Annotated in this window: 16 protein-coding genes; 5 read left to right on the top strand and 11 right to left on the bottom strand. The window is 75.5% G+C overall.

From position 1 onward, the window contains the following. Positions 1 to 333: 333 nt before the first annotated feature. Positions 334 to 1725 carry a GAF domain-containing protein gene (locus IH44_RS49440; protein ID WP_051817188.1) on the top strand — a complete coding sequence of 464 codons (1392 nt, stop codon included), beginning with the start codon at positions 334 to 336 and terminating at the stop codon, positions 1723 to 1725. Here the strand turns inward: IH44_RS49440 and IH44_RS41295 are convergent. Continuing rightward, the gene (locus tag IH44_RS41295) at positions 1644 to 2144 is read right to left on the bottom strand and encodes an SsgA family sporulation/cell division regulator (protein WP_051817187.1); all 501 of its coding nucleotides are present in this window, start codon (positions 2142 to 2144) and stop codon (positions 1644 to 1646) included. The two genes, IH44_RS49440 and IH44_RS41295, sit on opposite strands and share 82 nt — an antisense overlap. A gap of 301 nt (positions 2145 to 2445) precedes the next feature. Here IH44_RS41295 and IH44_RS49150 point away from each other — a divergent pair, with 301 nt between their 5' ends. Further along, positions 2446 to 3417: a hypothetical protein gene (locus IH44_RS49150; RefSeq protein WP_030461496.1), complete on the top strand. Its 972-nt coding sequence runs from the start codon at positions 2446 to 2448 to the stop codon at positions 3415 to 3417. Between the two features lie 56 nt (positions 3418 to 3473). Here IH44_RS49150 and pepN read toward each other — a convergent pair whose 3' ends face one another. Further along, a complete protein-coding gene (gene pepN / locus IH44_RS0122535; protein WP_030461495.1) occupies positions 3474 to 5963 on the bottom strand; it encodes an aminopeptidase N in 2490 nt (829 codons plus the stop codon). A 123-nt stretch (positions 5964 to 6086) separates the two neighbouring features. On the opposite strand from pepN, the gene IH44_RS0122530 reads away from it, so the two are divergent. Beyond that, positions 6087 to 7307 (top strand): TerD family protein, encoded by a 1221-nt coding sequence (locus IH44_RS0122530; protein WP_369794980.1) that lies wholly within the window; start codon positions 6087 to 6089, stop codon positions 7305 to 7307. A 79-nt stretch (positions 7308 to 7386) separates the two neighbouring features. Here the strand turns inward: IH44_RS0122530 and IH44_RS0122525 are convergent, their stop codons facing one another. The 3 genes from IH44_RS0122525 to IH44_RS49760 form a co-directional block, all read right to left on the bottom strand. Further along, positions 7387 to 8316 (bottom strand): proline dehydrogenase family protein, encoded by a 930-nt coding sequence (locus IH44_RS0122525; protein ID WP_030461493.1) that lies wholly within the window; start codon positions 8314 to 8316, stop codon positions 7387 to 7389. Positions 8317 to 8405: 89 nt separating this feature from the next. Then, positions 8406 to 10034: an L-glutamate gamma-semialdehyde dehydrogenase gene (gene pruA, locus IH44_RS0122520; protein ID WP_030461492.1), complete on the bottom strand. Its 1629-nt coding sequence runs from the start codon at positions 10032 to 10034 to the stop codon at positions 8406 to 8408. A gap of 66 nt (positions 10035 to 10100) precedes the next feature. Further along, positions 10101 to 10478, bottom strand: coding sequence for a pentapeptide repeat-containing protein (locus IH44_RS49760; protein ID WP_157852427.1), 378 nt, complete (start codon positions 10476 to 10478; stop codon positions 10101 to 10103). Here IH44_RS49760 and IH44_RS0122515 point away from each other — a divergent pair. Then, entirely contained in the window at positions 10372 to 11976 is a 1605-nt protein-coding gene (locus IH44_RS0122515; protein ID WP_030461491.1) for a CdaR family transcriptional regulator, read from the top strand. The genes IH44_RS49760 and IH44_RS0122515 overlap by 107 nt on opposite strands. Before the next feature lie 136 nt (positions 11977 to 12112). On the opposite strand, the gene IH44_RS0122510 is transcribed toward IH44_RS0122515, so the two are convergent. The 3 genes from IH44_RS0122510 to IH44_RS0122500 form a co-directional block, all read right to left on the bottom strand. Further along, the gene (locus IH44_RS0122510; RefSeq protein ID WP_030461490.1) at positions 12113 to 13612 is read right to left on the bottom strand and encodes an alkaline phosphatase PhoX; all 1500 of its coding nucleotides are present in this window, start codon (positions 13610 to 13612) and stop codon (positions 12113 to 12115) included. 152 nt (positions 13613 to 13764) lie between these two features. Then, a complete protein-coding gene (locus IH44_RS45540) occupies positions 13765 to 14877 on the bottom strand; it encodes a hypothetical protein (protein ID WP_157852425.1) in 1113 nt (370 codons plus the stop codon). A 150-nt stretch (positions 14878 to 15027) separates the two neighbouring features. Continuing rightward, a complete protein-coding gene (locus IH44_RS0122500; RefSeq protein WP_051817186.1) occupies positions 15028 to 16617 on the bottom strand; it encodes a hypothetical protein in 1590 nt (529 codons plus the stop codon). Positions 16618 to 16993: 376 nt separating this feature from the next. On the opposite strand from IH44_RS0122500, the gene IH44_RS0122495 reads away from it, so the two are divergent. Then, positions 16994 to 18316, top strand: coding sequence for an MFS transporter (locus IH44_RS0122495; protein WP_157852423.1), 1323 nt, complete (start codon positions 16994 to 16996; stop codon positions 18314 to 18316). Between the two features lie 35 nt (positions 18317 to 18351). On the opposite strand, the gene IH44_RS0122490 is transcribed toward IH44_RS0122495, so the two are convergent. The 3 genes from IH44_RS0122490 to sufU all read right to left on the bottom strand — a co-directional run bounded on the left by IH44_RS0122490 (position 18352) and on the right by sufU (position 19897). Continuing rightward, the gene (locus IH44_RS0122490) at positions 18352 to 18915 is read right to left on the bottom strand and encodes a hypothetical protein (protein WP_157852421.1); all 564 of its coding nucleotides are present in this window, start codon (positions 18913 to 18915) and stop codon (positions 18352 to 18354) included. 90 nt (positions 18916 to 19005) lie between these two features. After that, the gene (locus IH44_RS0122485; RefSeq protein ID WP_051817190.1) at positions 19006 to 19293 is read right to left on the bottom strand and encodes a metal-sulfur cluster assembly factor; all 288 of its coding nucleotides are present in this window, start codon (positions 19291 to 19293) and stop codon (positions 19006 to 19008) included. 142 nt (positions 19294 to 19435) lie between these two features. Then, positions 19436 to 19897 carry a Fe-S cluster assembly sulfur transfer protein SufU gene (gene sufU, locus IH44_RS0122480; RefSeq protein WP_030461484.1) on the bottom strand — a complete coding sequence of 154 codons (462 nt, stop codon included), beginning with the start codon at positions 19895 to 19897 and terminating at the stop codon, positions 19436 to 19438. Positions 19898 to 19904 lie beyond the last annotated feature (7 nt).

Genomic DNA, 19904 nt, shown 5'->3' with positions numbered 1-19904 from the left:
CGTCCGCGCCCTCCTCACCGACCACCGCACCCCGCCCACCCCCCGCCCCGCCCTGCGCGTCCTCGCCGCCCTCGCCCTGGCCGGCTGCCTCGCCGCCACCACCGCCGCCGCCGCCGAAGCCGGCCACGACTTCCACCAGGCCGTCGAAACCGCCCAGGGCGACCCCGCCGCCCGCTGACCGTTCCGCCCGGGGCCCCGCCCCTCTTCGCCCCACTGCCGAGAACCGCCCGGTCTCCCCCGGCCCCCGTCCCCCGACGACTCTTTTTGCCCACCCGGTACACCCCCGCCGAACCCCCGTACGCTGGCTGCGGGACGGCGAGACGGGGGAACGGCATGCAGCGGACCGACGGCGGCGGCACACCCGCCCGCGCCTCCCTCCGGACCGTCCCGCCGCAGTCCTGCGAGCATCCGCAGCATCCGCAGCGCCCGGAGATAGGCGACTCCTGGGCCCGGCTGCGCCGTCTCGGGCTGGACCCGGAGCGCGGCCGGCCGGCCCGCCACCTGCGTCCCGCGGAGCTGGAGGAGACCCGCCGGGCCACCGGCCTGGAGCAGGTGCTGCCGGTGCTGCGCTCGGCCCTGTTCGGGCCGGGCGAGCCGGCCCCGGTGGTGCTCGCGGTGGCCGACCCGAAGGCCCGGGTGCTGTGGCTGGAGACGGACCGGCGGCTGCGCCGGGACGCCGACGCGATCGGCTTCGAGCCGGGCGCGCTCTGGTCCGAGGACGAGGTCGGCACCAACGGGATCGGCCTGGCCGCCCGCACCGCCCGCCCCAGCACCGTGCACTCCGCCGAGCACTACCTGCGCAGCCACCGCGGCTGGACGTGCGTGGGCGTCCCGGTCCGCGACCCGCGCACCGGCCGGCTGGCCGGCGTGATCGACCTGAGCGGTCCCGCCACCGGCGACCACCCCTACCTGCGGCAGCTCGCGCTGACCGCCGCCCGGCTCGCCGAGACCGAGCTGCGGGCCGGCCACCTGGAGGCGCTGCACCGGCTGCGGACGGTCGCGGTGCCGCTGCTGGCCCGGTTCGGCGGCCCGGCCCTGGTGGTGGACGGGGCCGGCTGGACGGCCGCCGCCACCGGCGTGCCCGGCCCGCCCCGGCTGGCCCCGCCGCCCGGCGACTGGGGCAGCGGCGGGGTGCACTGGGTGCCGACGCTGGGCGAGTGCGCGGTGGAGCCGCTGGCCGACGGCTGGCTGGTGCGCCCGGCCGCCCCGCGCCCGGCCGCGCTCGCCGAGCAGGCCGGGGCCGCCGCCGTCGAGCTGGACCTGCGCCGCCCCGCCGGCCCCGAGCTGCGGGTGCGCGGCAGCGCGGGCGCCTGGTCGCACTCGCCGAGCCCCCGGCACGCCGAGCTGCTCCTGCTGCTGGCCCTGCACCGGGACGGCCTGAGCGCCGCCCGGCTCGCCGAGGCGCTGTTCGCCGACCCGGCCCGCACCGTCACCGTCCGGGCCGAGCTGTCCCGGCTGCGCCGCCACCTGGGCGCGCTGCTGGAGGCCCGCCCGTACCGGCTGGCGGCCCGGGCCGAGGTCGCGGTGCTCGGGCCGGACGACCCGTACGACCTGCTGCCCGGTTCGGCCGCCCCGGCCGTCCGGGAGGTGCGGGCCGCGCTGGCCGGGGGTGCGCTGCGGCTGCCGGGGCGGTCCGGCGTTGCTCAGCCGCCGGCCAGCAGTTCGGCCAACTCCTCGTCGCTGGGCAGCAGTTCGGCCGCGCCGCCGTCCGGCACCACGGTGTAGGTGCGTTCCAGCCAGGCTCGCACCTGCGGCCGGGACGCCTCCAGCAGGGCGCTGCCGTGCGGCGACTCCAGGGCCAGGTGCAGGGTCGCGCCGTGGCACGGGCAGGACGCGGGCCACAGTTTGACGTCGCCCTGGCCGCTGAGCGCCTCCAGGCCGTCGCGCAGCAGGTCGCGGGAGAAGACCCAGTCCGCCTCGTCGGGACGCCCCAGGTGGAAGGTCAGCCGCACCTCGTGCGGCGCGGCGGCCGCGTACCGGAACCGGGTGCGCACCTCACCGACCAGGTCCTGGTCCAGGGCGATCCGCAGCAGCAGCACCTCCTCCACCACCGCGGGGGGCACGGCGGCGCCGTCCCGGTCGCCGCCCATGGGGGTGGCGGCGACCGGCTGGTCGGAAGGGGCGGGCAGCGGGTCGCACGGCATGACGATCTCTCCGAAGCGGCTGGGTACGGCACCAGCGTGCTCCGGCGCACGGCCGCTCGCAACGGTTGCAGGGGGTTGCAGGGGGTGTTCCGGATGGCCTGTTCAGGCCACCTCGCACCACCGGCGCGCTCCAACTCGCCGGTCCGGCAAGGGACTCGATTCGGCCGCCGGGTTTCGCCCGGGATCTGGCGGTCCGTCAGACCGCTGGTAGTCTCGTCCCTCCCGCCCCGTTCGCCCGGGCCCGTCCGGGCCGCGCACGGGGTGCGGTGTCGCATGCGGACCTGTCAGGAAGGGGAGCCCGGTGGCGCTCCGCGAGCACTCCAGGCCCGTTCCCGCGGGCCGGTCGGGACGGCACGGCCGGCCCGGGCCCTTCGGCGGGCGGCTGCGGCTGCCCACCATCCGCTTCTCCGGTGCGGCGATGGCGATGTCCACGGTGGTCGGGATCAGCCTGGCCACCACCTGGCTGCTGAACGAGCAGCAGCAGGTCGGCCGCCGGATCGGCGTCACCGTCGGCGGCCCGCCCGTCCCCAGCCCGGACGCCACCCCCGCCGAGAGCCCCGCCCCCGCGCCGGGCAGCACCCTGCAGGCCGCCCCCGCGACGGCCGGCGGCGCCCCCGCCACGCCCACCGGCCGCCCGAGCGACCGTCCCGGCACCGGCACCGGCACCGCCAGCCCGACCGCGGCCACCGCCTCCGCCCCGCCCCTGCGGCTCGCCGAGGACGCCGCCGCCACGGCCACCCCGTCGCCCGCCGCGTCCTCGCCCTCGTCCACTCCCGCGCCCGCCGGCTCGCCGTCGCCCTCGGCCACCCGGCCGGCCCCGCTCGCCCCGGCCCCGTCCGCCTCGTCCTCGCCCTCGCCGTCCGCCAAGCCCACGCCGTCCGCCCCCGCCGCGCTGCCCGGCACCCTGCACGGCACCGCCCGGGTGGACGCCCTGGGCCCCACCGGCACCCGGCACACCCTGCGGCTCGACCTCGACGAGGCGATGACGGCGCTCCAGGTCGAGTTCCGCCTCAACCGCCCCGCCGCACTGCCCGGCAGCACCCCCGCCACCGACCTCCCCGGCGCGGTCGTCACCGTCGCCCTCGAACGCGACACCCTGGTCTACCGCTTCACCACCCCCGCCGACCTCCCGCTGCGCCCCGGCAGCTACACCTTCACCATGACCGGCGCCACCGCCCAGCCCGGCGCCGCCCCGGCGGCCCCCGAGACCTGGACCGCCTCCGCCTTCGCCCTCCCCACCAGCCGCGCCCTCGCCGCCCGCGGCACCTTCTAGGCCAGCACCGTCCGTGCCCCGGTCGGCGGACGGCCGGGGCACGGGCGGGCTCCGCCCTAGAACGCCGCCCGCACCGCCCGGGTGCGCCGCAGGTCGTCCGTCGCGTCGGCCAGGTTGCGCCGCAGCGTGGGCGTCAGCGCGGGGTCGGCGAGGACGGCCTCGGCGGCGGCGACCACCTCGGGGGCGGTCTGCGCGGACGGGAAGAGCGCCTGGCCGAGCAGCTTGGCGACCGCGTCGGTGCGGTCGGCGACCTCGGTGATCCGCGCGAAGAAGCGCAGCGCGTAGGCGTGCTGCCGGTCCGGGTCGCCGGAGGCCCAGAAGCCGCGGGCGGTGGCCTCCAGGACCCGGTTGGAGACGCCGTCGGGGGTGAACAGCAGCTCCCAGGCGTCGGCCTTGGCGTCCTCCCCGGGCCGGGCGGCCCGGGCCCGGGCGGCGCCGAACTCCGCTTCGCTGCCCGGTTCGCGGGCCGCCTCGGCGGCGATCGCGTCCTCGTCGAGCCGCCCGAGCGCGGCCAGCCGGGCCAGGCCGGCCCAGCGCAGTTCCGGTCCGACGGGCAGCGCGCCGGGCGCCGCGTCGTCCGTCAACCATCCCTGCAGCTCGGCGAGTTGGTCGTCACCGCCGCTGCTCTCGACGGCGGCCCGCAGCGCGGCCAGCCGGATGCCGTGGCTGCCGTCGCCGGCCAGCAGGGCGCGGGCGGTGCGGCTGACGGCGGCCAGGCCCTCGGCGCGGCGCGCGGGGGGCAGGTAGCGGCCGGCCACGTGGGTGCGGGCGAAGGTGAGGACGGTCTCGACGATGCTGTCGGAGGTCTCGGCGGGCAGGTGGCGTTCCATCAGGTCGAGGTAGGCCGCGGGGTCGAGTTCGGCGTCCCGGACCAGGTCGCGGGCGTGCTCCCACAGGACGGCGCGGGTGACGTCGTCCTCGATCGCCGACAGCGACTGCGCGACGGCCCGCCAGGAGTCCGCGTCCAGGCGGATCTTGGCCCAGGTCAGGTCGCCGTCGTTGGGGACGACCAGGGTCGCGCCGGCCTCGACCAGGGCGGGGACGGCGACCCGGCGGCCCGGGCCGAGCTCGACCGGGACGCGGCCGGCCGGGACGACCCGGCCGTCCTCGACCCGGTAGCCGCCGACCTCGATCAGGTGCGGCCGGCTGCCCTCGTTGACGACGGTGAGCGCGGTCAGGGTGCCGTCGGCGGCGCGCTCGGCCTCGGCGCGCAGCGTGTCGACGCCGCTGGTGCGCAGCCAGGCGTCCGCCCAGCCGGGCACGTCGCGGCCGCTGCTGGCGCTCAACGCGGCCAGGAAGTCCGGGAGTTCGGCGTTGCCGTAGAGGTGGTCGGCGAAGTAGGCGTTCAGGCCGGCGAAGAAGGCGTCGTCGCCGAGCCAGGCGACCAGCTGGCGCAGCGCGGAGGCGCCCTTGGCGTAGGAGATGCCGTCGAAGTTGACCATCGCCTCGGCGACCGAGCGGGTGCCGTTGCCGGCCACCGGGTGGGTGGAGCCGCGCTGGTCGGCGTCGTAGCCCCAGCCCTTGCGCTGGGCGGAGAACGCGGTCCAGGCGCCGGTGAAGCGGGTGGCCTCGACGGCGATCCGGTAGCCGAGCATCTCGGCGAACGACTCGTTCAGCCACAGGTCGTCCCACCAGCGCATGGTGACCAGGTCGCCGAACCACATGTGGGCCATCTCGTGGCAGACCACCATGGCGCGGGTCTCGTGGTCGGAGGCGGTGGCCGGGGAGCGGAACAGCATCTCGTCGCGGAACACCACGCAGCCGGGGTTCTCCATCGCGCCCCAGTTGAACTCGGGGACGAACGCCTGGTGGTACTCGCCGAACGGGTAGCGCTCGTCGAAGAGCTGGTGCAGCCGGTCCAGCGAGGCGGCCGTCACCTCGAACAACTCGGGCGCCTCGCGGTCGAGTTCGGCGGCCAGCGAGCGGCGGGCGTGCAGGCCCAGCGGGATGCCGTCGTGCTCGCCGCGCACCGAGTGCAGCGGGCCGCCGACCACGGTGAACAGGTAGGTGGAGATCGGCTTGGTCGGGGCGAACCCCCAACTGCCCTTCTCGCCGCGGACCTTGGCGCCGTTGCCGACCAGGGTCCACCCCTCGGGGGCGGTGGCGGTCAGCGTGAACGGGGCCTTCAGGTCGGGCTGGTCGAAGCAGGCGAACACCTTGGCCGCCAGGTCGGGCCCGCAGGTGGCGTACACGTACACCTCGCCGTCGGCCGGGTCGGTGTACCGGTGCAGGCCCTCGCCGGTGCGCGAGTAGCGCATCTCGGCCTCGACCAGCAGTTCGTTCTCGGCGCGCAGCGCGGGCAGCGCGAGCCGGTTGCCGTCCAGCGCGGTGGTGTCCAGCGGCTGCCCGTTCAGGACGGCGCGCCGCAGGACGGCGGGTTCGACGTCGACGAAGCTGTCGGCGCCGGGCTCGGTGCAGCCGAACCGGATCACGGTGGTGCTGCCGAACCGCTCCGGGCCGCCGGTCAGGTCGAGGTCGACGGTGTAGCCGCGGACCTCCAGCAGGCGGGCACGGACAGTTGCTTCGGATCGTTGCAGTGCTGGCATGCCCGCATGCTCGCCGAGCCCGCCCGGCCCGGGCAAGCGGGTGCGCGCCGGATTCGCTCGCGGCGTATCCCGGCGGGCGCGGCGGGTTGGCTAGGGTGGGAACGGCGAATCGAGGAGGAGCACGTGACGACTGTTCTGGTCCAGGGCGGCAACGCACCCCTGGCGTCGGCCCGGGTCGTGGTCGAGGTCACCGCGCCCACGCGGCTGGACGTCTCCGGACTGCTGCTCACCGCGGCCGGCAAGGTCCGCTCGGACGCCGACTTCGTCTTCTTCAACGCCCCGCAGGGCCCCGGCGTCACCCACCGCCCGGCGGCCGGCGGCGCCCCCGACGCGATCGCCGTCGACACCGCGGCCGTCCCGGGCGAGATCACCCGGATCGTGGTCACCGCCTCGCTCGACGACCGGCGCGCCACCTTCGCGGGCACCGAGCCCACCGCGACCGTCCGGGACGCCGACACCGGCCGCGAACTGTTCACCTTCACCCCGCCGCGGCTCTCCCGCGAGACCGCCCTGGTCGTCGTCGAGGTCTACCGGCGCGGCGCCGAGTGGAAGGTCCGCGCCGTCGGCCAGGGCTACGCCAACGGCCTGGCGGGCATCGCCACCGACTTCGGCGTCGCCGTCGAGGACGCACCCCCGGCGGCCGCCGCCGCCACGGCCCCCGCCGCACCCCCGGCCCCGACCCCGCCCGCGGCCCCGCCGATGCCGGGCGCGGCGCCGCAGGGGCCCGCGGCCCCGCCCCCCATGCCGTCCGGCTCCCCCGCCGTCGGCAAGATCACCCTCGACAAGGGCCGGGTCAACCTGGTCAAGGGCGGCTCGGTCTCCCTGGAGAAGGCCGGCAAGCCCTTCCTCGCCTCGGTCCGGATGGGCCTCGGCTGGGAGCCCGCCGGGCGCGGCCGCAGCATCGACCTCGACGCCTCGGTGATCGCCTTCGACGCCCAGCGCAACAAGATCGACACCGCCTGGTTCATGAAGCTCTCCGTCTTCAACGGCGCGATCGCCCACTCCGGCGACAACCTCACCGGCCGCGGCGGCGGCGACGACGAAGCCATCACCGTCCACCTGGCCGGCCTGCCCCCCGAGGTCTGCGGCCTGGTCTTCGTCGTCAACTCCTTCTCCGGCCAGAAGTTCACCGACATCAAGAACGCCTACTGCCGCCTGGTCGACGCCGGCACCGACGAGGAACTCGTCCGCTTCGACCTGGCCCAGTCCGAACCCCACACCGGCGTCGCCATGTGCAAACTCGTCCGCCAGTTCTCCGGCGAGTGGGTCATGACCGCCCTCGGCGAGTACGTCGACGCCAAAACCGCCCGCAGCATGGTCAAACCCGCCGCCGCCATGCTCTGAACCACCCCGCCACCGCCCCCGCACGCCGACGGGGCCCGCGACAGTGGGTCGCAGGCCCCGTACGGGAGTCGGGCGGGCGTCAGCCGCGGGTGGCCATCGCCCGCAGGAAGAAGGTCAGGTTGGCGGGGCGCTCCGCGAGGCGGCGCATGAAGTAGCCGTACCACTCCTGGCCGTAGGGGAGGTAGACCCGCATGGTGTTGCCGGCCTCGGCGAGGCGGAGCTGCTCCTCGGGGCGGATGCCGAAGAGCATCTGGTACTCGAAGGAGGTGGTGTCGCGCTTGTTCCACTCGGCGAGCTGCCCGGCGATCTTGATCATGTTGGGGTCGTGCGAGGCCACCATGGGGTAGCCCTCGCCGGCCATCAGGACCTTGAGCGCGCGGACGTACGCGAGGTCGACGTCCCGCTTGCCCTGGAAGGCGACCGACTCGGGCTCCTTGTAGGCGCCCTTGCAGATCCGCACCCGGGAGCCCGCGCCGGAGAGGTCGCGGCAGTCGGCCTCGGTGCGGCGCAGGTACGCCTGGAGGACGACGCCCAGCCAGGGGAAGTCGGCGCGCAGCTCGCGGGCGATGGCCAGGGTGGAGTCGGTGGTGGTGTGGTCCTCCATGTCGAGGGTCACGGTGGTGCCGGCGTCGGCGGCGGCCTGGCAGATCCGGCGGGCGTTCTCCAGGGCGATCTTCTCGCCGTCCACGGGGAGGAACTGGCCGACGGCGGAGAGCTTGACGGAGACCTCGGCGTTGGCGGCGAGGCCGGTCTCCTTGAGGGCGGTCAGCAGGTGCTCGTAGGCGAGGGCGGTGCCGGCGGCCTGGTCGGCGTCCTTGGTGTCCTCGCCGAGGTGGTCGAGGGTGACCTTGCGGCCGCTGGCGACCAGCGTCTCGGTGGCGCTCACGCCCTGGTCGAGCCGGTCGCCGGCGACGAAGCGCTCGACGATCGCGTGGGTGGGCGGGAACTTCTCGACCATGGTGCGCACCTGCGGGGAGCGCGAGGCGGCGAGGAGGGCGGAACGGAGCATCGTGGACTCCCGGCGAAGCGGATCAGCTGGTGGAGAAGAGGGGGCGACGGCCGGCCGGGGGGTGGTGGCCGGCCGTCGAGGGGGCCTGGTCAGCCCATGTGCGGGTAGCGGTAGTCCGTCGGCGGGACGAACGTCTCCTTGATGGAGCGGCTGGAGGTCCAGCGCGTCAGGTTCTGCTTGGCGCCGGCCTTGTCGTTGGTGCCGGAGGCCCGGCCGCCGCCGAAGGGCTGCTGGCCGACCACGGCGCCGGTCGGCTTGTCGTTGATGTAGAAGTTGCCGGCCGCGTTGCGCAGCACCCGCATCGCGTGCTCGACGGCCTCGCGGTCCTGGGCGATGATCGAGCCGGTCAGGCCGTACGAGGAGACCGACTCCATCTGCGCGAGCATCTCGTCGTAGTTCTCGTCCTCGTAGACGTGCACGGCGAGGATCGGGCCGAAGTACTCGTCGCGGAAGTACTCGGCGGCCGGGTCCTGGCAGACCAGCACGGTCGGGCGGACGAAGTAGCCGACCGAGTCGTCGTACGTGCCGCCGGCCAGCACCTCGACCTGCGGGTCGGCCTGGGCACGGTCGATGGCGGCCTTGTTCTTGGCGAAGGAGCGCTCGTCGATGACCGCGCCCATGAAGTTGCTCAGGTCGGCGACGTCGCCCATGGTGAGCCACTCGACCTCGTCACGGAAGTCGTCCTTGATCTCGGCCCAGATCGAGGCCGGGACGTACGCGCGGGACAGCGCCGAGCACTTCTGGCCCTGGAACTCGAAGGCGCCACGGGTCATCGCGGTCTTCAGCACGGCCTTGTCGGCGGACGGGTGGGCGACCAGGAAGTCCTTGCCGCCGGTCTCGCCGACGATCCGCGGGTAGGTGCGGTAGCCGGCGATGTTCTCGCCGACGGTGCGCCACAGGTGCTGGAAGGTGGCGGTGGAGCCGGTGAAGTGGATGCCGGCCAGCGCGGGGTGCTTGAGCGCGACCTCGGAGACGGCCAGGCCGTCGCCGGTCACCATGTTGATGACGCCCTTGGGCAGGCCCGCGGCCTCCAGCAGGCGCATCAGGTAGTGCGCGGCGAACTGCTGGGTGGGGGACGGCTTCCAGATCACCACGTTGCCCATCAGCGCGGGCGCGGTCGGCAGGTTGCCGGCGATCGCGGTGAAGTTGAACGGGGTGATCGCGTAGACGAAGCCCTCCAGCGGGCGGTGGTCGGTGCGGTTCCACACGCCGTCGGAGGAGATCGGCTGCTCGGCCAGGATCTGCCGGGCGAAGTGCACGTTGAAGCGCAGGAAGTCGACCAGCTCGCAGGGGGTGTCGATCTCCGCCTGCTGGGCGGTCTTCGACTGGCCGAGCATGGTGGCCGCGGCGAGGGTCTCCCGCCACGGCCCGGCCAGCAGGTCCGCGGCGCGCAGGAAGATCGCGGCGCGGGAGTCGAAGGAGAGCGCCTGCCAGGCCGGCGCGGCGGCCAGCGCGGTGTCGATGGCCTCCCGCGCGTCGTCCTGGGTCGCGTTGCGCAGGGTGCCGAGCTTCGCCGCGTGGTGGTGCGGCTGGACGACGTGGATCTCGGAGCCGCCGCCGAGGCGCTGCTCCCCGTTGATCGTCATGGTCAGCTGGATCGGCCCCTGGCCGCCCAGCTCCTTCAGCTTGGCCTCCAGCCGGGCCCGTTCGGGGCTGCCGGGGGCGTAGCTGTGGACCGGCTCGTTCACCGGCGCGGGGACCTGGGTCACAGCATCCATGGCGCGCACGCTCTCCTTCTCGTCATGGGAAGCCGGCGAGGGTCGCACGCCGGCCATGGAGGAACGCTATTCCCCGTCCCCGCCCGGCACCGTTGGCCGCGCCGCCAAATTCCCCCACTCGCCGTTGTCCGCCCGGACGAACACCGTCACGCCCCGGTCACGGCGGCCGTTTCCTGTCCGCCTCACTAAACTCGGCCCCGCGACCTTGTCCGCCCCGACGAACCCCGCCCCGACGAGCCCCGCCCCGACGAACCGCGCCCCGGCGAACCGCGCCCCGGCGAACCGCGCCCCGACGAAGCGTGCCCGCCCCGCCCCTGATGCACCGAGGACCCCGACGATGACCGGCCTCCCGCTCCGCCAGCTGCTGATGTCGCTCGGCGAACCCCTGGTCGAGCTGCAGGCCGCGCCCGCCGGGCTGGACGTCCCGGTCCGGCACGTGGCCATCCTCGACCCGGAGGACCCGCCCACCTCCGCGCCGGGCGAGCTCGTCCTGGCCATCGGCGCCCGCGGCCGCGCCGCACTGCCCGCCCTGCGCGCCGCCGGCCGGGCCCGGGCCGCCGCCGTCGCGGTCAAGCTGGACGGGCCGGGCCAGGCGGACGCGCTGCGCGAGGCCGCCACCGAGGCGGGCGTGGCGCTGCTCTCGGTGCGCCGCGAGACCCGCTGGGAGCACCTCGACTCGCTGGCCCGCACCCTGCTCTCCGGCACCGACGGCCCGGACGGCCCGGATCCCGGCGGGCCCGCCACCGGCGACCTGTTCTCGCTCGCCCAGACGGTGGCCGTGCTGACCGGCGGCATCGTCTCGATCGAGGACACCTCCAGCCGGGTGCTCGCCTACTCGCGCACCTCCGAGACCGACGAGGTGGACGACCTGCGCCGGCTGTCCATCCTGGGCCGCCAGGGGCCGGAGCCGTACCTGGCCAAGCTCCGCGAGTGGGGCGTCTTCTCCCACCTGCGCGGCTCGGAGGGCGCGATCGAGATCGCCGCCCACCCCGAACTCGGCATCCGCCGCCGGCTGGCCATCTCGATCCGCTCCGGCGCGCAGCCGCTGGGCACCATCTGGGTGCAGGAGGGCTCCCGCCCGCTGACCGACACCGCCGAGCAGGCCCTGGTCGGCGCCGCCCGGGTCGCGGCCGGCCAACTGGTGCGCCGCCGCCGCGAGTTGTCGGCCGACACCCGGCTGACCCAGACCCTGCTGACCGGCCTGCTGGAGGGCTCCACCGGCCCGCAGTCGCTGGCCACCCACCTCGGCCTGGACGTCCGCCGCCCCGCCACCGTGCTGGCCTACGCGCCCGCCGCCACCGACGACCGGGACGCCGAACTCACCCGCGACGAGGTGACCGGCCTGATCTCGGTGCACACCGCCGCCCGCCACCGCGGCGCCCTGCTCGCTCCCGTCGACTCCCGGGTCTACGTCCTGCTGCCCGAACTCCCGCCCGGCGTCCCGCTCGGCACCCTGCGCGACTGGACCCAGGAGACCGTCGACGCGGCCCGCGACCACCTCTCCATCCCGCTGCGGGCCGCCATCGGCCCGACCGTCCCGGGCCTGGCGGACGTCCCCGCCTCCCGCGCCCAGGCCGACCGGATCCTCGACGCGATGGGCCGCGGCGGGGTCGTCCCCGACGTCGCCGCCCTCCAGGACGTGCAGGCCGAGGTGCTGGTCTCCGAGGTGCTCGCCCTGCTCCAGGACCGCCCCGAGCTCCGCGACCCCCGCCTCACCGCCCTCACCGCCTACGACACCCGCCACCACACCCGCCTGGCCGAGTCCGTCCTCGCCTACCTCGACGCCCTCGGCGAGGTCCGCACCGCGGCCGACGCCCTGCACATCCACCCCAACACCCTGCGCTACCGGGTCCGCAGGGCGGAGCAGCTCACCGGCCTCGACCTGGCACAGCCCCAGCAGCGCCTGCTGGCCATGCTCCAGTTGAGGCTTGCCGAGAACTGAAGTCCCTTACCCCGTCAGGGTCCTGCAGTTCCGTGCCCCGCCAGGGGCGCGGGGAACTGCGCGAGCGACCACCCGTGAACGGCAAGATCCGCCCGAGGAGAGCAGGAACCCTCCCCGGGCGGATCTCAGCGGTACGTCACATCCGGTGCCACGGCCCCGTGATCGCCAGCATGATTCCCGGCTCCTGGATGTTGGCGAACAGCGTCCGCCCGTCGTGCGAGAACGTCACCCCGGTGAACTCGCTGAACTCCGGCTTCTCGGCCGTCCCGAGGTTCAGCTCGTTGCGCGCCAGCGCGTACGTCCGCCCGTCCGCGGTGGTGCCGAACAGGTGCTGCAGGCCGTTGCCGTCCTCGGCGATGATCAGGCCGCCGTGGGGCGAGACGGTGATGTTGTCGGGGCCGTCGAAGTTGCCCTGGTCGGTCCAGACGTCGTTGTTGACGCCGAGGATGACCTTGAGGGTCAGCGTCCGACGGACGGGGTTGTAGAACCAGACCTGCCCGTCGTGCTGCAGCGGCGACTCCTCGCGGGCGAACGAGGAGACGAAGTAGATCCCGTTGTCGCCCCACCACATGCCTTCGAGCTTGCGGGCCCGGGTGACCTCGCCGTCCTTGAACTGCTTGCGGATCGAGGTGGTGCGGGCGTCCCGGTCCTGGACCTTGACCCAGTCGGCGCCGTACGTGGTGCCGGGCTTGGTGGCCCGGGACAGGTCGTCGACCAGCTTGCCCTGGGAGTCGAACGCCTTCAGCGCCTCCAGCACGCCCGCGTCGGCGGCCAGCGTGCGCAGCCGGCCCTTGCCGTGCTTGAAGCCGGCCGGCGGGGTCCAGCGGTAGAACAGGCCGTTGGGCTTGGACGCGTCCTCGGTCAGGTAGGCGTGGCCGCGCTTCTCGTCGATGACGACGGCCTCGTGCGCGAACCGGCCGAGGGCCTTGATCGGCTGCGGGTCCCGGTTGGCGTCCTGGTCGTGCGGGTCGACCTCGAAGACGTAGCCGTGGTCCTTGGTGAAGCCGTTGGTGCCGGCCTTGTCCTCGGTCTCCTCGCAGGTCAGCCAGGTGCCCCACGGGGTGGCGCCGCCGGCGCAGTTGGTGGCGGTGCCGGCGATGCCGACCCACTCGCGGACCCGGCGCTTGCCGTGGCCCCTGCCCCTGCCGTGGTCGTCGTCGTGCCCGTGCCCGTGCCCGTTGCCGTGGCCGGAGACCTCGACGACGGTGCAGCCGCCGGCCGCGGCCGGGTCGTAGACGTGGCCCTCCAGCAGCGGCACGGGGTGCGGCCAGTTGGCCCGCGGCCCGGCCAGCTCGTGGTTGTTCACCAGCAGGGTGGTCCCGCCCCGGCCCTCGAACGCGGCGGTGCCGTCGTGGTTGCTGGGGGTGGACTCGCCGGTGACCAGGGTGGTCACGCCGGTCCGGGTGATGACCTCGTACGAGAAGCCCTTCGGCAGCGCCAGGACGCCCTGCGGGTCGGACACCAGCTCGCCGTAGCCGACCGCGGCGTGCCCGCCCTTGGCGAGGGCGGCCTCACCGCCCGCCGGGGCGGCGATCGCACCGGGCGCGGTGGCCAGCACCTCGGCGCTGCCGGCGATCAGGACGCCTGCTCCGAGCATGGTCGAACGGTTCACGAAGTCCCGGCGGGACAGCGACATGACGGTCACTCCTGGAGGAGAGGGGGGCTCTGGTGACCGAAAGGCTCCGGCCCGGACGTGAACCGGACGTGAATCCGACCCGGCGCCGACGTGCCGATTTACCGACCATAGAACCACCCATGACCCAGCCTTTACCTCGCGGGACGGAACACCTAGCGCCGCCCCCCGTGCTGGGTCCGCTCCACCCGCCACTGCTCCCACGCCGTCAGCCAGGCGTCCTCCGTCCCCGACGGCAGCTCCGGCGTGCCGCCCGCCCACAGCCGCTCCCAGGCCCGCTGCGCGGGCAGGCTCGGCACCTCGCTGGCGAACGCCGTGTACCGGACGACCTCCTCGACGGCCGCCGCGCCCTCGGCCGTCCCGCTCACCCAGTCCGCGTGGTGGGCCAGCCGGCTCAGGTGGTTGACCATCGAGGCGACCGCCTCGTCCGCCTCCTCGCGGGTCTCCGACGCCAGCCGCATCTGCTGCCGCACCGCCGTCTCCCAGCGCACCTGCCGGTCCTCGCCGCGCAGGTGGCGCGGCAACCGGGCCGAGCGCCCGGCCCGCAGCTGCGCAGCCGTCGCGGCGGCCCGGGCGATCGCCTGCACCACCAGGTCCCGGTGCGCCTGCAGCCCCAACTCGGCGGGCTGCGGCTCCGGTTCGGGGGAGCTCCGGTCCGCGCGCAGCGCGGCGACCTGCCGCAGCATCGCCGTCCGGCCGACGATGTACCGCTCGAAGTCGCCGATCCGGCGCAGTTCCACCGACCCGGGCAGGACCCCGCGCCCGGTCACCGTCACCGTCGCCCCGTCCACCCGCAGCCGCCCGGCCCACACCGTGCCGTGCCCGGCGCCGGTCCGCGAGTCCTCGTGCACCTGCACCGCGTGCGGCTCGCCGTCCACGGTGATCCACTCCCGCAGCGCCCGGACCCGCCCGGCGGTGTCGCCCTCGTCGACGCCGAGGTGCTCGTAGACCCGGTCCCGCTCGTCCTCGACGACGTCCTCCAGGTCGGGCAGCAGCCCGCCCGACCCGGCCCCGGCCCGGTAGGTGCGCACCGTCACGTACGGGCCCTGCGCGGAGCTCCAGTCACCGGACCGGACCTCCACCGCCGCCAACTCCCCGTCGCCGACCTCGTACTCCGCCAGCACGTCCCACCCGGGCACCCCCCCGGCCCCGTGCACCCACCCGAACACCGGAAACCCCGCGCCCGCCAACACCTGCCGGCCGTACGCCTCCTGGTCCGAGTACATCGCCTCGATGTCCACGGGCCCGCTCGTGTGCTGCCTCTTCATCCCTCGCCGCACCCCCGGCCGCTCGCCACTCCAACGCCGCCTTACCTTACGGCCAGAGGAACCTGTCGATCCATCAGCCGGACGTGGAGGGCTTGCAGAGAACTCGCGGCCGGAGCCCCGTCCGGGGCCCCGCCGGGAGCGCCGCTGCGCTCACCCGGTCTGCCCGCGCAGCGACCGCGCCTTGACCGCCGCCCGCCGGGCCTCCTTCGCCACCTTGCGGTCCAGGTGCAGCTCGCCGACCGCCTCCAGCACCTCCGCCGTCATCGGGTGCGGCACCCGCCACACCTCGCCGAAGTAGCCGGCGGGGTTGTCGGTCACCGGCAGGTCGGCGACCAGGGCCTGCAGCCGGCCGCCCTCGCCCGCGGTGAGCAGCATGACGGCGGCCATCGAGTCGACCACCCGCCAAAGCGCGACCTCGCGCTCCGCGGCCGCGACGTCCACGCCGCGGGCTCGCAGCCACTCGCGGGCCAGCCCGCCCAGCTCGGGGTCGTCGACGACGCCCCGCACCAACGGGGCCGCCTCCTCGCCGAGTTCGGCGAGGCCGAGCACGCAGTAGTAGCGGCGGACCGGCGACTGCGCGTCGCGCCCCCGCGCGCCGGCCAGCAGTTCGCGGGCGGCGTCCGGCGCGTCCCGGGCGGCCAGCCAGGCCTTCAGCTCGGGTTCGGCGAAGAGCTGCCCGTTCTCGGCGAGTTCGCGCAGCAGGGCGGGGCCGTCCAGTTCGGCGAGGTCGCCGATGAGCGGGGCGTCGTAGCCGTCGGCGAGCAGCCACTCGCGGACGGCGTACTGCCCGAGCACGGTGAGCCGGACGGTGCCGAAGCGGGCCGCGTCCTCGTCGGTCAGCGGCCGGTCGGTGTCGACCACGTCGCCGTCGGCGCCGCCCTCGCCCTCCTCGAACAGGTCGGGGTCGATCGGCCGGTGCTCCAGGAGCCCGAGTTCGGCGAGGTCGCCGAGCATCGGGTCGAGGACGACCATCAGGTCGGTGATCTCGCCGAGCATCTCCTCGTCGGGCTCCTGCCCGTCGGGGACGACCAGCAGCGCGGCGAGCACGCCCAGCGGGACGGTCTCGGCGCCCGGCTCGGCGAACGCGGTGGCCTCGTACAGCACGTGCAGCGCCTCGTCGAGGATCTCGGCGGCCTGGTCGTGGGCGTCCTCGACCTCGGCGAGGCCGTCGGAGTCGTCGCTCCCGCCGCCCTCGACCACCTCGGGGTCGACCGACTCGGCCTCGGCGGCCAGCTCGCGGACCAGCTCGGCGGCCTCGAACCAGAGGCCGAGCACCGCGGCGGGCTCGCCGGCCTCGACGGCCGCCAGGTCGGGGCCGGGGATGGCGACGTGCGCGCCGTCGTCGGTGGTGCCGGTCTCGACCAGGTCGAGGTCGCAGGCCAGCGCCCAGGCCCGCATCGCCTCGACCACGTCGTCCTCGTCCGGGTCCTCGGCGCCGAGCATCCGGGCGGCCTGCACCCGGTCGGCCTCGCCGAGGTCGCCGTGCTCGTCGACCTCGCGGTGCGGGGCGACCCAGCGGGCCAGCGCGACCACCCGGGAGATCAGCGGGACGGCGAGGGCGGCGGCGGCCAGCTCGGCGTCGGCCGGCAGGGTGATCGGCGGGATCAGCACCGCCGTGTCGTCCGGGTCCTCGTCGCCGCTCTGCGCGCCGTACAGGTCGGCGAGGTCGTAGTCGGCGGGCAGCAGCCCCTCGGCCTCGGACGGCTGCTGGTCAGGGGTGTTACGGCTACGTCCGGCCATCGCGCGCGTTCTCCCGGGTGCGTCGCAGGGCACCGCCGTCCGGTGGGCGGCCCGCCCGGGGGGCGGCGGACGCGGGGAGCGGCGGAGCGGGCCGGTGCGTGTCGGCCCGTCAACCCAGCGTATCGGCCGCCACGACCGAACGCTTGAGCTGCGGGATCGTCCCCCCGAACGAGTGGGGCGGTGCGTCCGAACGAGTGCCCGCGGCCACGTATCCTTCGGGGGGCGACGCGCACCACCCCCGCGCGGGCGCCCCGGAACCCGGAGCGACGGCGCTCCGCACTCCACGTACCACGTGCACACCCGCACCGTCCGGGCCGCGCCGCCGCACCTCGGCCCGGCCGCGCCCGGCGGCGCCTTGCCACAGGAGACCCCTGCCATGGCGGACCTCTCCCCCGCCGGCCCCGGCCTGAGCACCGCTCAGTACGCCGGCCGCCGACTGTCGGAGGCCCTGCTTCCGTTGGAACTCGCGCCCCGCAAGCAGCTCCAGCTCGCCCCGATCAGCCGCTGGAACGCGCTGCGCGGCATCCGGGTCGGCCTGGTGGCCGCCGCCCTGCTGCTGATGCTGATCGGCGCGAACCTCGCCACCCCGCTCTACCCGGTGCTGCAGCAGCGCCTGGGGCTGAGCCCGCTGGACACCACCGTCCTGTTCACCGTCTACGTGTTCGCGCTGGTCCCGGTGCTGGCCGCGGTCGGCCACTGGTCGGACCACCTCGGGCGGCGCGCCCTGATCCTGCCCGCGGTCGCGCTGGCCGCCGCCGGGGACGCGGTGTTCGCCACCGCCGGCTCGTTCTGGCAGCTGGCCGCCGGCCGGGCCGTGCAGGGCGTCGCGGTCGGCCTGTCCACCGGCGCGGCCGGCGCCGCCCTCGGCGACCTGCTGCCGGACCGCCCCACCCTGGCCGCCAAGCTGACCCTGGCCTGCTCGGCGGGCGGCGTCGCGCTCGGCCCGCTGGTCGGCGCCGCGCTCACCAGCGACGCGAAGCCGCTGCTCGGCCCGTTCCTGCCGCACGCCGTCGCGCTGCTCGCACTGTGCGTGCCGCTCGCCCTGGTGCACCCCCGGATGCCCGGCTCGGTCCGCCCGCCGGCCTCCCCGCCGCGCGTCACCACCCCCGCCCACCTGCGGCCCCAGCGGCTGCGGCTGCCGCGCACCGGGCGCCGCGAGTTCCTGCTGGCAGCGGCCGCGGGCTTCCTCTCCTACGCGGTCTTCGGCGTCTACCTGGCGTTGGCCCCCGCCTTCTCCTCCACCCTGCTGCACACCCGCTCCCCGCTGGCGGGCGCGGCCGTCGCCGCGCTGCTGCTCGGCTCCTCGGCGGCCGCCCAGCTGCTCGTCCCGCCGACCTCCGACCGGGTGGTGGTCGCGGCCGGCCTGGCCGGCCTGGCCGCCGGGCTCGGCCTGCTCACCGCGGCCGCCGCGACCGGCACCCCGGCGCTGCTGTTCGTCGGCAGCGTGCTGGCCGGCGTCTGCCAGGGCGTCGCCTTCCGCTCCCTGTTCACCACCGCCGTCGCCGCCCTCGACCCGGCCCGCCGCGGCAGCGAGCTCTCCGCCCTCTGGGTGATCGTCTACCTGGGCTCCTCCGCCCCGATCATCGCCGTCGGCGCCCTCACCCGCGCCTACGGCCTGCTCCCCGCCGTCACCGCCTTCGCCCTCACCGCCGCCGGCGCCACCCTCGCCCTGGCCGCGGTGGTCCTGCGCCGACGCTGACCGCCGACGCCCGGCCCTGCGGCGCCCCGCCGCCGTCAGGGCCGCGGCTCCCCCGGCCGTCCCAGCGGCAGGGCGTCACCCGCCACGTGGCGGGGCCCGAGGAGCAGGTCCACCACGGAGCCGGCGATCTCCAGCGCCCGGCCGCCGTCCGGGCCGGCCGGCGGGGCCGGACTCGCCGCCCCGGCCGGCTTGCGGGCGGTCGCGGTCGCTACAGGGACGGGGCCGGACCGCCTGCGAGCCGGAGCCGAGGCCGAGGCCTGGACGGACGCCGGAGCAGCCGGGGCGGCCGAGGCCGGAGCCGAAGCCGAAGCCGGGGCGGAGGCTGAGGCGTCCGGAGCGGGCGTCGCCCGCGGCGCGGCCGAGCCGGTGGCCGCCGGGGCCCCGCTCGCGGCAACCCCCGCCGCCGGACCGCCGCCCGCCGGACCGCCGCCCGCGAGGCCGACCACCGCCGCACCGCCCCCGCCGGCCAGCGCGACCGCCCCGGCCGCCGCCCCGGCGATCCGCAGCCGCCTGCGCCGCCGCTGCGCGCGCTCGTGCCGCTCGGCCATCGCGGCCCAGTCCGGCTGTCCCGGTCGTCCGCCGTTCGCCCCGAAATCCATGGCCCCGCAGTCTAGTTCGGCCCGGGGCGGCGGAACGCGCGAAGGGGCGGGAACCCGGAGGTTCCCGCCCCTGTTTCGACCGCTACCGGCTCAGACGTTGAAGCCCAGCGCGCGGAGCTGGTCGCGGCCCTCGTCGGTGATCTTGTCGGGGCCCCACGGCGGCATCCAGACCCAGTTGATCCGCAGGTCCTTGACCAGGCCGTCGGTGGCGGTGCGGGCCTGGTCCTCGATCACGTCGGTGAGCGGGCAGGCCGCGGAGGTCAGCGTCATGTCGACGGTGGCGGTGTCGTCCGCGTCGATGTGCAGGCCGTAGATCAGGCCGAGGTTGACGACGTCGATGCCCAGTTCGGGGTCGACGACGTCCATCAGGGCCTCCATGAGGTCCTCGGTGGAGACCGTGCCGGCGCTGGTGAACGCGCCGGGGGCCTCGGTGGCCTCAGCGGCCGCTGCCTCGGCGGCCGGAGCCTCGACGGCCTCGGCCGTCTCGTTCTCGCTCATGAATCCAGTGTCCTAACGGGCGTCAGTCGGTGGTCTCGGTGATCGCGGGCTGGCCGCCGAGCGCCTTGGCGGTGGCGTCCTTCCAGGCCATCCAGCTGAGCAGGGCGCACTTGACCCGGGCCGGGTACTTGGAGACCCCGGCGAAGGCCACGGCGTCCTCCAGGATCTCCTCGTCGCCCTCGGACTGGCCCTTGCTCTGCATCAGTTCGAGGAAGGCCTCCTGGATCTGCTGGGCCTCGCCGACCGGCTTGCCGACCACCAGGTCGTTGAGCACGGAGGCGGAGGCCTGGCTGATCGAGCAGCCCTGCGACTCGTAGGAGACGTCGGTGACGACCGCGCCGTCGAGCTTCACCCGCAGGGTGATCTCGTCGCCGCAGGTCGGGTTCACGTGGTGCACCTCGGCGTCGCCGTCCCGCAGCCCCTTGCCGTGGGGGTTGCGGTAGTGGTCCAGGATGATCTCCTGGTACATCGAGTCGAGCTTCATGGCAGCC

This window comes from Kitasatospora sp. NRRL B-11411, assembly GCF_000721345.1.
Classification (GTDB): Bacteria; Actinomycetota; Actinomycetes; order Streptomycetales; family Streptomycetaceae; genus Kitasatospora; species Kitasatospora cineracea.
The sequence above is the reverse complement of the archived record's forward strand: the minus strand, read 5'-3'. Positions and strand labels throughout refer to the sequence as shown.

Coding starts and splice junctions, on each gene's coding strand:
- IH44_RS0122510 (WP_030461490.1), bottom strand. CDS start 13,612: ATGTCGCTGTCCCGCCGGGACTTCGTGAACCGTTCGACCATGCTCGGA.
- pruA (WP_030461492.1), bottom strand. CDS start 10,034: ATGGATGCTGTGACCCAGGTCCCCGCGCCGGTGAACGAGCCGGTCCAC.
- pepN (WP_030461495.1), bottom strand. CDS start 5,963: ATGCCAGCACTGCAACGATCCGAAGCAACTGTCCGTGCCCGCCTGCTG.
- IH44_RS0122490 (WP_157852421.1), bottom strand. CDS start 18,915: ATGGATTTCGGGGCGAACGGCGGACGACCGGGACAGCCGGACTGGGCC.
- IH44_RS41295 (WP_051817187.1), bottom strand. CDS start 2,144: ATGCCGTGCGACCCGCTGCCCGCCCCTTCCGACCAGCCGGTCGCCGCC.
- IH44_RS0122485 (WP_051817190.1), bottom strand. CDS start 19,293: ATGGAGGCCCTGATGGACGTCGTCGACCCCGAACTGGGCATCGACGTC.
- IH44_RS49440 (WP_051817188.1), top strand. CDS start 334: ATGCAGCGGACCGACGGCGGCGGCACACCCGCCCGCGCCTCCCTCCGG.
- IH44_RS49760 (WP_157852427.1), bottom strand. CDS start 10,478: ATGGCCACGTGCCGGACCGGGACGTCCAGCCCGGCGGGCGCGGCCTGC.
- IH44_RS0122525 (WP_030461493.1), bottom strand. CDS start 8,316: ATGCTCCGTTCCGCCCTCCTCGCCGCCTCGCGCTCCCCGCAGGTGCGC.
- IH44_RS0122515 (WP_030461491.1), top strand. CDS start 10,372: ATGACCGGCCTCCCGCTCCGCCAGCTGCTGATGTCGCTCGGCGAACCC.
- sufU (WP_030461484.1), bottom strand. CDS start 19,897: ATGAAGCTCGACTCGATGTACCAGGAGATCATCCTGGACCACTACCGC.
- IH44_RS0122495 (WP_157852423.1), top strand. CDS start 16,994: ATGGCGGACCTCTCCCCCGCCGGCCCCGGCCTGAGCACCGCTCAGTAC.
- IH44_RS0122500 (WP_051817186.1), bottom strand. CDS start 16,617: ATGGCCGGACGTAGCCGTAACACCCCTGACCAGCAGCCGTCCGAGGCC.
- IH44_RS45540 (WP_157852425.1), bottom strand. CDS start 14,877: ATGAAGAGGCAGCACACGAGCGGGCCCGTGGACATCGAGGCGATGTAC.